The 12,168-nt window shown below is 63.9% G+C and carries 10 protein-coding genes and 1 pseudogene; 1 reads left to right on the top strand and 10 read right to left on the bottom strand.

The window, feature by feature from the left end; all coding sequences use genetic code 11:
- Window position 1 precedes the first annotated feature (1 nt).
- The 5 genes and pseudogenes from feoB to CCUG20998_RS07025 all read right to left on the bottom strand — a co-directional run bounded on the left by feoB (window position 2) and on the right by CCUG20998_RS07025 (window position 6,025).
- A complete protein-coding gene (gene feoB / locus CCUG20998_RS07060) occupies window positions 2–1,888 on the bottom strand; it encodes a ferrous iron transporter B (RefSeq protein ID WP_103653760.1) in 1,887 nt (628 codons plus the stop codon).
- Between the two features lie 53 nt (window positions 1,889–1,941).
- Window positions 1,942–2,229 (bottom strand): FeoA family protein, encoded by a 288-nt coding sequence (locus CCUG20998_RS07055; protein ID WP_231389860.1) that lies wholly within the window; start codon window positions 2,227–2,229, stop codon window positions 1,942–1,944.
- 1,649 nt (window positions 2,230–3,878) lie between these two features.
- Window positions 3,879–5,054, bottom strand: coding sequence for a PPE family protein (locus CCUG20998_RS07040; protein ID WP_081651142.1), 1,176 nt, complete (start codon window positions 5,052–5,054; stop codon window positions 3,879–3,881).
- 516 nt (window positions 5,055–5,570) lie between these two features.
- A pseudogene (locus tag CCUG20998_RS07030) lies at window positions 5,571–5,720 on the bottom strand (PPE domain-containing protein); the annotation flags it as partial.
- Window positions 5,717–6,025, bottom strand: a complete 309-nt coding sequence (locus CCUG20998_RS07025; protein WP_020732258.1) for a PE family protein — start codon at window positions 6,023–6,025, stop codon at window positions 5,717–5,719. The gene CCUG20998_RS07025 and the pseudogene CCUG20998_RS07030, both read right to left, overlap by 4 nt.
- 461 nt (window positions 6,026–6,486) lie before the next feature.
- On the opposite strand from CCUG20998_RS07025, the gene CCUG20998_RS27630 reads away from it, so the two are divergent.
- On the top strand, window positions 6,487–6,663 hold the full coding sequence (locus CCUG20998_RS27630) for a hypothetical protein (protein WP_020732257.1): 177 nt from the start codon (window positions 6,487–6,489) through the stop codon (window positions 6,661–6,663).
- Window positions 6,664–8,355: 1,692 nt separating this feature from the next.
- Here CCUG20998_RS27630 and CCUG20998_RS07015 read toward each other — a convergent pair.
- The 5 genes from CCUG20998_RS07015 to CCUG20998_RS06995 are packed head-to-tail and all read right to left on the bottom strand — an operon-like array spanning window position 8,356 to window position 12,093.
- Window positions 8,356–8,559, bottom strand: coding sequence for a thiamine pyrophosphate-binding protein (locus tag CCUG20998_RS07015; RefSeq protein ID WP_020732255.1), 204 nt, complete (start codon window positions 8,557–8,559; stop codon window positions 8,356–8,358).
- A 2-nt stretch (window positions 8,560–8,561) separates the two neighbouring features.
- The gene (budA, locus tag CCUG20998_RS07010) at window positions 8,562–9,338 is read right to left on the bottom strand and encodes an acetolactate decarboxylase (protein ID WP_020732254.1); all 777 of its coding nucleotides are present in this window, start codon (window positions 9,336–9,338) and stop codon (window positions 8,562–8,564) included.
- A gap of 48 nt (window positions 9,339–9,386) precedes the next feature.
- Window positions 9,387–10,421: a 4-hydroxy-2-oxovalerate aldolase gene (dmpG, locus tag CCUG20998_RS07005; RefSeq protein WP_020732253.1), complete on the bottom strand. Its 1,035-nt coding sequence runs from the start codon at window positions 10,419–10,421 to the stop codon at window positions 9,387–9,389.
- Window positions 10,418–11,428 carry an acetaldehyde dehydrogenase (acetylating) gene (locus CCUG20998_RS07000; protein WP_020732252.1) on the bottom strand — a complete coding sequence of 337 codons (1,011 nt, stop codon included), beginning with the start codon at window positions 11,426–11,428 and terminating at the stop codon, window positions 10,418–10,420. Before CCUG20998_RS07000 ends, dmpG begins: the two co-directional genes overlap by 4 nt.
- Window positions 11,425–12,093, bottom strand: a complete 669-nt coding sequence (locus tag CCUG20998_RS06995) for a TetR/AcrR family transcriptional regulator (protein ID WP_036457503.1) — start codon at window positions 12,091–12,093, stop codon at window positions 11,425–11,427. Before CCUG20998_RS06995 ends, CCUG20998_RS07000 begins: the two co-directional genes overlap by 4 nt.
- Window positions 12,094–12,168: the final 75 nt, after the last annotated feature.

Below are 12,168 nucleotides of genomic sequence, written 5' to 3'. Positions count from 1 at the left end.
GTCAGCCAGCCAGCCATATGGTTACCTGGCGGGCGATAAAGGCGCCTACCCATGCCAGGGTGAACATGTATCCCCACGCGACGAGAGGCCACTTCCATGAATTGGTTTCGCGGCGAATCGTCGCCACGGTGGACATACAGGACAGCGCATAGGCGAAGAACACCAACAGCGCCGCCACAGTAGGCGCGGTAAACAACAGGTCGCCCTGATGTGGGCCGGAAGTGAACACCGCAGACTGCATTGCCGCGGCCGGGGCCTCGGGGTCGGTGGCGGCGAAAATCTGGCCCAACGTCGCCACAAACACCTCGCGAGCAGCCATGGCACCAACCAACGCCACGCAAAGGCGCCAGTCAAAGCCCAGCGGTTCAAACAGCGGCTGGACAACGCGGCCCAATTGCGCGGCAAAGGAATTGTTGACCACCAACGCGCCTGCCGCCGCGTCGCTCATACCGGCCACCTGCGCGCTGCGAGGCGGTAGGTTGAGCAAAAACCACAGCACGACCGCCGTGAGCAGGATGATCGTTCCCGCCTTGCGCAGAAACGCCTTTGATGAGTCCCACATGAGCAACAGGACCGATTTCACGGACGGAAACCGGTACGGTGGCATCTCCATGTAGAACGGCAGCAGGTCACCGCCGAGAACCGCGGTCTTAAAGACCCAGGCGGCGATCATCGCGCTAATTCCGCCAAGTAGGTAGAGCCCGAACATTGCCACGCCTTGGACCGATAGCGGTCCCCATCGCGCATCCGGGTCGACTAGAAGGCCAATCAGCAGGATGTAGACCGGCAACCGGGCCGAGCATGTCATCAGTGGCGCCGCCAGTGCCGTGGCGATCCGGTCGCGCGCGGAGGGCAGCGTGCGGGTGGCCATGATGCCTGGTACTGCGCAAGCCAGCGACGACAACATGGCCACGAACGCGCGGCCCTCAAGCCCGGCGACAGCCATAATGCGGTCCACCAGGAACGCCGCGCGGGCCATATAGCCGACGTTTTCCAGCAGCGCGATCAGCAGGAACATCAACACGATCTGCGGGATAAACGCCAGCACGGTCCCGACCCCGCCGATGACTCCCACACCGACCAATCCGGCCAACGTGGAATTCGGGATCGTGTCAGCGGCCAGCGGGCCCAGCCACTCAAAGAACCGAGTGATCTGATCCTGTAGCGGCGGGGCCGCACTGAACACCACCTGGAACAACGCAAACATCGCAGTCAGGAACGCCAACGATCCCCACACCGGGTGCAGCAGCACGCGATCGATGCGCGCGCTACGGCCATCAGGAACCGGAGGCCGGTACCCACCGGCTTGAAGAATCGACGCAACCCAGCTGCGGAACTGGCCGTCCTCAAGGGACGGCGCGAAGGGAACACGCTGCCACGTCTCTGGGGTTGCCAAGAGCCCGCGCAGTGGGCCGAATCCCTTTCCCCGGCTACCGACAACCCCGACTACCGGCACACCCAGCGCGGTGGCGAATCGGTGGATATCCAAGCGGCCGCCCCGCGCGGCTAGCTCGTCGGTCATTGTCAGGATCACCATTGTGGGGAGATCCAAAGCAAGAGCCTGAGCTAGCAACAGCAATGAGCGCTGTAGCACGGTGACATCGACCACCACTGCCAAGGCATCAGGAGCGGCGATGCCGGGCAACTCGCCGCGCAGTAGATCGGCCGCGACCCGCTCATCCGGGCTGATCGGGGTCAAGCTGTAGCACCCCGGCAAATCCTCGATGGTGAACTTCGTCACTTCGTGGTCACATCTGTACTGGCCCGTACCCACGCTGCGAGCCACGGTGACTCCCGGGTAGTTGCCGGTGCGGGCGCGCATCCCGGTGAGGTGATTGAACACTGACGTCTTGCCCGCATTCGGGCTGCCCACCAACGCGATTCGCACTTGCGGTGGGGGCGCCTCGGCACTGATTCCACTGTGATGGCACGACCCCGTCACTACCAGCGCCCGATCTGGATATAGGCGGCCTCACGGCGCCGCAAGCAAATCTCAGCACCCAACAACCGATACGTGGCGGGGTCTGTTAGAGGAGCGGCACGAACCATTTTCACCCGGGTTCCAGGACGAAAACCTAGATGCTGTAGCCGCGTCTGCACATCGACGGGCGCAGCAGCATCAAGCCCGACGATTTCAGCACTACCACCAGCCGGCAAATCCGCGAGCACAAGCCGAAGCTCCGCCTCATCCACCGCTGGCCGCGAATCAGCTGTCTCGTCGACTATCACGTGTGTCACTCCTCGGGGTGCTCCTGAGGGCGCCTCGGTGTGGCTTCTGTGCAACTAGCCCACCACCGCCAGTCCAACTGGCCAAGCTGCCCTCAGCTAGGACTTATCTATGCCTAACCAAACTACTGCCGACGGCAACGGTATGCAGCCCAGCGGGCCGCCCGGAGGGCGACGTCGAGTACCAATCTCCATAGGGCCGCTCTTCGCTGGAAAGTCGAGCTGTCCTTTCGCTGGAAATGAGGGACTTACCCTCCCGGCCCAGCTCAGCCGCTCTCAATGCAACCCGTTCAGCTCCGATTGCGCGGGCGCGTTGCAGGATCCAGCCGCAATGCCGCTGTGGTGTCCAGCGTTTCGACCAGACGGATTAGATAGCCCGACAGCACCGAGTGGACAAGCTGCCGGGCCGTGGGCGAGGTCTGCGCCGACCTCGGTACCGGGTTGATCGAGTTCCACGGCCAACCGAACACGTGCACCTGCTCGTCGCCTACCCACCCACATCCACAACCCGGTATGACGACCGGCGTTATAGACGTAAAGCTCGGCCCTGACAGCTTCGCGTCCACGCAACCAAGGGGTTTCACGGCCAGCACGTCTGCATCGGAAGCAAACAGACCGGCTATCAGCAGCCCTACCACCATGGCCGCCATCAACAGCCATTGGCATACAGACAATCCTGACCAACCCCGTTCACCGGAGAGTCGCAAATCCCATCGGATGTGTTCTTGACAATCAGTATGGTTGGCGGCAATCGCATCGTCCTCGCGCTTGGAGCCGGGCTATCTCCGCTGGGCCCGTGCCCTCCTGAGAGGATGGCGATTTCCAGTTGCCGGCCCAGGATCTCCTTGACGGTGTCGTCGTCGCCGGATGCGTAAGCGACCAACAGTGTGACCAGAAAATCGTAGCGACGCTTCGCCCCTAGCACCCTGGCATAGTCATAGTCATAGTCAGATAGGCAAGATCATTCCAGCGCTCTGGCCAATCCCGCTACGCAGCACCTAGCGATACGGCAACTTTGGTGCGGCGCCCGCATCCGCACAGTTGCCCGACTGCTCTTCAGTCATGGGAGCGGACAGATTCACAAACCACGGGCGTCAATCCACTCATGGCCGCGGGCCGCGACCCCAGGAGCGAGAGCTACCGTCCAGATACCCGTTTGCGAGGCGCCGAGGTGCGAGGATCCACTGGCTTGGTTGGGCGACTACACCGTTCATGTAGCCGACGTGCTTTCGCCGCCCGGGCGCCCAACATGTATACCGCTGTGAACCGGCTGCTCTCCAACCAGCATTCCAATCATCCGCAAGCACCGCTCGATCGCTGCTTCGAGCACCGGCCGCTCGCAGCGCTCACCGTTGGAGGCGTTCATTACCGAGCGACGCGTCGCTGCATCGCTACGATCCGCGGTGGCCTCCCTCACCCGATCGCAGCTGACCGGCAGAGCACGGGATCGCCGGGCAGCAACGGAGCCGCGCAGCGACCAGACCATTGCCGTAGCGCCGGCGAGTGCTCGAAACCTGCGTGCAGCGTTTCCGACACGGCAGACCTGTGTTTCTCATTTGTCGTGTCGCCCCACGACGAACCGATACAGGAGATCGCTCGAAAACCTCGAAAGCCTCGATAGCCTCGAAAATTTTGTCGCCAAAGCAATTTGGTTATCCGCCGGAGAATGGGCGGGGCATCACGGTCAGTCGCACTCCGTATCGGGGTGCGACGCCACCGCGGCCTGCTCCGGTCATTGCCATTCCGGGCATTCCGGGGATGCCGGATGCGGGAACCTCGTCGGTGGGCAGGGTGGTCAGTGGGGTGGCCTGCAGCGCTTTGATGGTGGTGACCTTCGGTTCGCTCCAGCTGGGCGGGACCGACATTTGGCCAATTCTGTTGCCACTGCTCAGCTCTGCTGCGATCGGGCCCAGTTCGGCGCCCATCGCCGGCTCACCACCGAGTGCGGCGAGTGCGTTGGGGGCGTCGGCGGCGGCCGCGGCGGCGTGCGGGACTAGGCCCAACGTGTCTTCGGTACCGATGATTCCGCTGCTCATCGATTCGATGTTTTGTATCGAACCGATAGTCGCGTAGAACGCAAGGATACCGTCGAGGATCGTGAAGTCGTCGGCGAAGAAGGATGGGAAGGGGAGCGCGTTGATCGCCTCCCCGACCGCTACCAGGGCTACGGTAACCTCGGGCGCGAACGGGGCGAACGCTTCACCGATGGTAATGATCAGATTCCCCAGCCAGTTGCCGCCGTCGGCGGCTGCATTGGCGGTGGAGTTGGCCACTGCGGCGCTTTGAGCGCCCAGGCCGGCGGGGTTGGTGCTCTGGTGCGGGGAAGTGAAGGGGGTCAACGCTCTTGCGGTGGCCGAGGTGGTGGAGTAGCTGGTCATCGCGGTGGCGTCGGTGGCCCACATCTCGGCGTATTCGGCTTCGTTGGCCGCGATTGCCGCGGTGTTTTGGCCGAAGAAGTTCGTGGCGATCAGTCCCGCGAGTTCGGTGCGGTTGGCTACGATGGCCGGCGGCGGCACCGTCATCGCGAACGCCTGCTCGTAGGCGGCGGCCGCGGCCGAGGCCTGCATCGCCGAGTGTCCTGCCTGGACGGCAGTGGCCTCCAGCCATTCGACATAGGGCAGCATCGACGCGATCATTGCGGCCGAAGACGGACCCAGCCATTGGAAGCTGGTCAGGTCTGCGATCATGGCCCGGTAAGACTCGGCGGCGGAATGCAATTCAACCGATATGCTGTTCCAGCTTGCTGCGGCGGCCCTGAGCGAGGCGGAGCCCGGACCGGTGTACATGCGGGTCGAGTTGATCTCTGGCGGCAACATCATAAAGCTCATGAACAATGCTCCATGCCTCGTGAATGGACCCGGTGACGGCTGTGGCACCGGTGCTTGCAGATGAGTCGACGCCGGACGTGATCAGTCCGGGTGCAGTGACCGGCGCCGGGTTTGCGGGGGTGTTCGACTTCCATTCAGGTGACCGACGGGTCTACTCGCTCGTGTTTAGCGGGTATGGCGGGTATGGCGTTGCGCGAAGCGTCGGGGGCATTGACCGCGCAGACTTCCCGTTCATCGCATTTCCCCGAGGGTGAAATGAATACGAGCGATGAATCGGTGGTCCCGCTGGTGGGAACGCCGTCGGCGGCGCACCAGCCGACGGAATATCCCGCGCAGTCCCCCTGACGTTAATGGTCTGAACGGACAACTGCCGTGCCCGGGTTGCAGTTAATCATTGCGAGATACCGTTATACGGGCGGCGGCCTATGTCAGTGCGTTGGCTGCCATGCCGACCCTTGTGGCGCAAACCTCCGCGCTCGGGCCCTGCCAGGCCACGGCTTCTATTGTCGCCACCTAGGAAGTCAGTTCCTCGGCCACCGCCGCATACTCCGCACTCAGCGATGACCAACTCGCCGCTGACGCAAGCAGTGGGCCAGCACCCGGCCCGCTGGAAAGCAACGTTGCATGGACCTCCGGCGGGGCTTCCATCCAGACCGGGCCGGTCATGCCACGCCCCCACCGTAGACCAACGCCGCCGCAGCATCACCGGCGGCGTAACCGTCCCCAGCCACACCAACTCCAACACCGGAGCGAGCCAACTCCTCGGCACCCTCGAGGGCGACACCGACGTACTGCACACTATGGGCACTTAGCCCCAAAGCATTGCTCAGCGACACCGGATCCGCTGCTGGCAGAATAACATCCGTGATCAACGGCGCCGCGGCGGCATGAGCCGCCGCCAACCGAGCGCTCAACGCCTCCACCTGCGCGGCCGCGGTCATTAGCGCCTCTGGACTCACCCGAAGCGTCACGTTGAAACCCCTTTCGATGGGCGATGATTCGACCTTAGAGAGCAGACCAGGACAAGGACTCCTGATAGGTGGTCAGCACTATATACCAATACCCCGCACGGGTACATCCGCCAGGAGGTAATCGGAGGTTCCCGCACAGGGCCCTTCGCCGCCTAACGTAGGACTGTCCACGTAACGGCTTGGCGAAGTCGCGAGTCTTTTGTTGCGCAGTAGGCCACACGATGGGGTCAGCGATGAGTGAATGTCGCGCTGCAGCAACGCTAGTCGAGCGGCGCTCGAGACCGCTCGACAACGGCAGTAGAGCCAAGAGCCTCAACAAAGAACAGCTGGCAACGTGACCGCGCACGTAGGCTTTGGGGAGCAACACAGGGGCCCACGGCCGTTATGCGGCGGCACTGGATCCGGGCAAATGGGCGCAAAACTCATGGTGACCCAAAATCTTCTGCTGGGCGACGTTGCGCATGCTCGCGAGCAAGCGGCTGGCGCCGATACTCGACGAGTTCGGAGCGGCGCTATACCGCTCCGGCGAGTTGGTGATCGATAACGACACCCCGGCACTGCTGGTTCGCAGATCGGCTGCCGCCATCGATCGCCCCCCGGTCATCGAGCGCACGAAGGATCAGCCGTGGGATCGCTAGTGAGAATGCCTCCACCCAGGGTCGGAGACGACAATGCCATCGGGTGGAGCGCGAACCGAAGCGTGCGCAGCTAGGCCCCACAGATGGGCGCTCGCTGGGCTCGACGACATCGCAGCGGTGCTGCTATTCCCAATCCTGCTGGTAAACAGCGAGAATGGGAATGGGCTCATTAATCACTACCCGTTGGCCTGGTGCGCGCCTTCGGCAGATCACCTTTACCCGGCCGCGTCCGGGCAGCAAGCACGACAGCACTACCCGGAGTAGAAGAACTGGGCGACCGTGCGCACCGTTGTCGGGCCCCGCAGCTACGACACCGTCGCAACACCAGTGCTGCTCGGCACGATCTGGATGTTTCAGTCGAAGCTGGCGAGCGACTTCCACCCGTCACAACCTCGACGGCGCCGCAGCGACTGGCGCCGGGGTCATCGTGAAGTATCACTGCCTCTTGTACAAGGAGTTGACATTTCGGATGTCCAAGACCCCCCTCCCGGCGCGGCGCTTGTTCCACGGCCTTCGTGAGGACATCGAAGCCCGCCTCGCCGGGTGCCTTCCGGGCCGACTGCCGTCGTCCTGAGTCAGGCCACCTGCCCTATCGACGCATCTTGATTCCAAGGCTGGCGAGGATTTGTCGTCGGGTTGCGGCGACTGCGGGTGGGAAGTATTCAACGCCACCGCCCCGTGGGGTGCTCCGGCGCGCGAAGTAGATGCTTCCGCTAGTTCGAAATATGATGCGCTCCAGGGTAGTTCAGGTGTCCCGCAGAGATGCGGCAACGTCCCGGCAAGCATCCGAACTGGCGCCGCGTGCCACCACGCGCCGCCAGAACCAGCCGGCCAGGACCTAGGAAGTCCGGCGATCTCGCTCACCCCCGCGAACCTGCCATGGAAGTACCCCATACCCGGTGGGAATATGGTGCACGTACCCTCCGGGAGGATCGACTCGGTTACTCCACTGCTCCAGCCGGTTTCGCGAGTGTTCCTTGTGGGAGGTCGAATACAACCGACGAAAGGAGGGTCAGTCGTGACGTTGCAAGTGGTTCCAAAAGGCTTGGTGGTGGCAATCACCGCGGCGGATCCAGCATCAGCGCAGACCACAATCGGGTGAGTGAGCCGGGTAGCGAGCATGCCGTGGCGGCGCCGTGAGGGGTCGCAGGGTTGGTCCTCTCCGGCGTCAATACGGTTTTTATCGCCTTTCGCCCGAGGAACCATTTATCTGTGCCATCGGCATGACTTTTGAGAGGACATGCTGGTCACAATTGCGAAAGATTGAGCATGTCGGGGCTTGCGACCAGATTCTTGGTTTGGCTCACCTGGTCGAGACTAGTGAGCTGAGGCCAGGGGAATCTGTGATGTTGATTGGCGGCGGAGGCGGGCGATTCACTTGCTTGGCGATCGAAACCAAATAGTCGGGCTCTCCAATTCGGATTGCTAACAGCAACAACGCGACTGAGGTCAGTGCCCGTTAACGGTAACGGGGGCTCTTCGCCGAGGTCCACTGTTCCGCGCATTCTGCTGGTCATCGCGTGCTTGGCTATTGCGTGGCCGTAACTCCCAGGGATCTGGCTGACTGTTCAACTCGGGGCTGAGCGCCCGCCAACAGCGCGAGATGCGGCGGTGCGACGCTGACCGGACCATCGTTGACCGGTGGTCAGCGGCGCCTATGTTGCTTGGCTCGAGTGGTCCTGTGCGTCTCCCCTAACGCGGCTTTGGTCGGCCCGGAGTCGGCTGAAGACGACTCTGGCCAGACGGCGTTTGAGTGACCACCTCGAGTTCGCTGTCGCGCAACGCATCGAATACCGAGTCGATCTTGGCCCCGGGCACGCCGAAGAGGTATCGAACCCCGTAGGCGCTCAATGTCTCGACCACCCGTTGCGCCGAGCGCACGCCGCCGTCGCTCATGCTCAATCGCCCTCCGTCCGCCGGATCTGGCCATCCAGATCGTCCTGGTCGAGTTCGGCGTTGAGGAACGCCGGGGTGTGCTGCAAGCTCAGATGCAGTTCGGATCGGATGCCGATTTCCACGGTCCCGGCCATCAGCCGATAGTCGAGGGTATGCCCGCCGCGGCGACGCTCGCTGTCGATGAAGTGGGAATGGTAACCGGCCACCGAAATGCCTTGTTCGTAGTCCGGCATCCGGAATCCCGCCAGCGTGCCACTGACGTCGGTGAACGTCACCTCCCGCTGGTCTTGGGTGGCTTCGGTGAAGGGGCGAAAAGGTGGCCGCTGCTCGCTGACGGTGCGGGTGCGGATGGAGCTGAACTGGCCGCTAACCCGCACGGCCACCATCAGATTCGCGCTCTCCAGGGCCGCGTCGATGAACGACTTCAGGTCGGCGCGATCACATGGAGCCGAAACGTCGATCGTACGGTCGGGGCGAAACCAGGTCACCGCGGCAAACGGCGTGCGTTCGTCCAGATCGGCTACGGTGGCGCTGCCGTCGCTGCGGAGCTGGTAGCAGACGCCGTCGAGGACCAGCATCTCCCCGTCCAGCCGGTTGAAAGTGCCCAGACCGAAGTCACCGTGGCGCAATAGCTCACCGATGGTGACATCACCCTCATAAACCCCGTTGAGCAACGCTCCCATGGTCGATGTCTGGTAGATCTCACCGTCGCGACGCCGGTTCAGGATCGCCTGGGCCCAACGGCGCAAGGCGCCAAGCTCGCTGTCAAAGGCCGGCATGTTTTCGGGTCTCCTTCCAGACGAGCAGGCAGCGGCTCCCCTAACCCATCATGGCGCACCGTGGGCCAACGGCTCGGCCGGCCCGACCAGATCCAGAGCGATATCGACGAGCAAGTCCTCTTGGCCGCCGATCAGGCCGCGGCGACCGGCCTCCTCGAGCAGACTGCGCGCGTCCACCCCGTAACGCCCGGCGGTGATTTCGGCGTGCCGCAGGAAGCTCGAATACACCCCGGCGTAGCCCAGCGTCAGCGTCTCGCGGTCGATGCGCACCGGCCGATCCTGCAGCGGCCGGACCAGGTCGTCGGCGGCGTCTTCCAGGGCGTTCAGCTCGCATCCGTGCGTCCAGCCCAGCCGGTTCACCACGGCGATGAGCACTTCCAGGGGCGCGTTTCCCGCCCCGGCACCCATGCCCGCCAGCGAGGCGTCGATGCGGCGCGCACCATGCTCGACGGCCACCACCGAGTTCGCCACGCCCAGCGACAGATTGTGGTGCGCATGGATTCCCAATTCCGTTGCCGGATCCAGATTCTGGCGCAGCGCGTCAAATCGCTGCGCAACGGCGGCACCGGTCAGCGCACCTCCGGAGTCGACGACGTACACGCAGGACGCCCCGTAGCCCTCCAGCAGTTTGGCCTGTTCGGCCAACCGTTTCGGGGTGGTCAGGTGGCTCATCATCAAGAATCCGACCGCGTCCATACCGAGGTCACGGGCGGCCCCGAGGTAGCGAGCGGCCAGATCGGCTTCGGTGCAGTGGGTACCCACCCGCACCACGCTCGCGCCGGCGCGGCGCGCGTCCTCGAGGTTGGCGACGCTGCCAATCCCGGGCAGCAGCAATGTCGCCACCCTGGCGCGATCGACAGCGCCGGCGACAGCTTCGATCCATTCCAGGTCGGTGTGCGCGCCAAAGCCGTAACAACAGCTCGACCCGCCCAGGCCGTCACCGTGGGCGACCTCGATGGAGTCGACCCCCGCATCGTCGAGCGCCCTGGCAATCGCCACGGCTTGGGCGATGCTGTACTGGTGACGCACCGCGTGCATGCCGTCGCGCAAGGTGACGTCGCTGATGTACAGATCGCGAATCATAGTTCCGCCTTTACCGTTTGGGCGTGGCGTTCGACGATCGCCTCGGCGGTGGCCTTGGCCGCCGACGTCACGATGGCGACGTTTCCGGCACAGGCTGGCAGGTAGCCCCCGGCGGCGGTGATCTCGAGCAGAACGGTGACCCGAGTGCCACCGAACTTCCCCGTCCCCGGAATGTAGAGCGTGTTGCCGCTGCCCAACCGCTCGAATTGCACGCGATGCTTGAGCCGATAGCCGGGCAGCAAGGCTTGGACTCTGTCGACCATGGCCAGTACATCCGCCTCGACCCGAGCCACCTCGTCAGCTTGGTCAACCAGGCAGAAGACGGTGGTGCGCATCGGCATCGGTGGATCGGCGGGGTTGACGATCGTGAGCGTCTTGGCCCGGCACGCGCCGCCCAGCTCTTGGACCGCGGTCGTGGTCAGTTCGGCGAATTCATCGAGGTTCACCCGCTCACCCGGCCCCAGTGCCCGCGAGGCGATGGCAGAAACCACTTCGGCGTAGCGCACCACTGAATGCCGGCGCACCGCGGCGACGATGGGCACCGCCGCCTGTGCGCTGCAGGTCGCCATGCTCAGGTGCGGCGCGTCGAGTTGGGCATCGAGATTGACTGACGGCACGCAGCATGGGCCGATCGCGGACGCGGTGAGGTCGAGCATCCGTACGCCGGTATCGGCCAGCCGCGCCCAATTGCGCTGGTGTGCGCCGGGGTTGGTCGTGTCGAAAACCAGGCGGATGTTCGCAAATTCGGGCATCCTCAGCAGCCCGTCAACCCCACCTGGGCTGGTCGAGATCCCTGCGGCGGCCGCCCGGGCCAGGCCGTCACAGTGCGGGTTGGTGCCAACCATCGCGCTCACCCGCAGCCGTCGGTCGCCATTGCCGATCCTGCTCATCAGATCGGTGCCGACAACACCGGAGCCGATGATCGCCACCGGCCAGTTGTCCACTGCGCCCGGATGCTGGCCGGGCGGACCCGCGCCAGCACCGACGTCGGCGGCGCCCAGGCTCATCGTGTTGCCCCGTCTTCGATGAACCGGCGGGCCATGTCGTAGAGCGCGCGGCCGTGCAACTCGAACATCTCGATGAGATTGACCGCGTCGCCGTCGATTTCCTTGGCGATGAACAAGCCGTCGGCACCCGCCATTGCGTAGGTCGCGAGCTGGTAGATCTGCGCTTCGGTCAACCCCGGCATGAACCTGCCGAAGTTTCCGATGAGCTGCCCGAACGCCTGGGCACGGACTTCCAGGAACATGGTTCGGGCCCGCGGCTCGGCCGGCCGACGCTCCAGCGCCAGCATCAGGCCCAGCCGGATGAAGTCCGGTGAATCCAACAAGGCCTTGGCGGTCTGTGTTGCCAGGCCCACGAATTGCTCAGTTCCCTGGATGGTTTCGTCTCCGCTTTGCCCCTCGGGAAGCTGCCACGCCGCCAGCCAGGCACCGAAGCTACGCTCGATCACGGCAGCGATCAGATCGTCCTTGTCCTTGAAGTGCCAGTAGATGGAACTGGCCGGCAGCCCGCATTTCGCGCTCACCAACGCAATACTGGTGCCTTCATAACCGCGCTCGGCCGCAATCTCGCTGGCCGCGTCCAGAATCCGGGCCCGGGACAGTTCCCCGTCGGCGCGGCCCCGGCGCGGTGCGCGCTTGAGGGGCCGGGATTCGGTTTCCTTGGCCATGAAGCCTCCTTCGTCGATCACCCCTTGACTCTGTAGTGATCACTACACTACCGTAGCGATCACTACAGTACAAGC

The organism is Mycobacterium marinum, assembly GCF_003391395.1.
GTDB lineage: Bacteria > Actinomycetota > Actinomycetes > Mycobacteriales > Mycobacteriaceae > Mycobacterium > Mycobacterium marinum.
Note: the sequence above shows the minus strand (reverse complement) of the source record. Positions and strands in the feature narration are given on the sequence as shown.

Coding starts and splice junctions, on each gene's coding strand:
- CCUG20998_RS07040 (WP_081651142.1), bottom strand. CDS start 5,054: ATGAGCTTTATGATGTTGCCGCCAGAGATCAACTCGACCCGCATGTAC.
- CCUG20998_RS27630 (WP_020732257.1), top strand. CDS start 6,487: ATGCTCGCGAGCAAGCGGCTGGCGCCGATACTCGACGAGTTCGGAGCG.
- CCUG20998_RS07015 (WP_020732255.1), bottom strand. CDS start 8,559: ATGAGCGACGGCGGCGTGCGCTCGGCGCAACGGGTGGTCGAGACATTG.
- budA (WP_020732254.1), bottom strand. CDS start 9,338: ATGCCGGCCTTTGACAGCGAGCTTGGCGCCTTGCGCCGTTGGGCCCAG.
- dmpG (WP_020732253.1), bottom strand. CDS start 10,421: ATGATTCGCGATCTGTACATCAGCGACGTCACCTTGCGCGACGGCATG.
- CCUG20998_RS07000 (WP_020732252.1), bottom strand. CDS start 11,428: ATGAGCCTGGGCGCCGCCGACGTCGGTGCTGGCGCGGGTCCGCCCGGC.
- CCUG20998_RS06995 (WP_036457503.1), bottom strand. CDS start 12,093: ATGGCCAAGGAAACCGAATCCCGGCCCCTCAAGCGCGCACCGCGCCGG.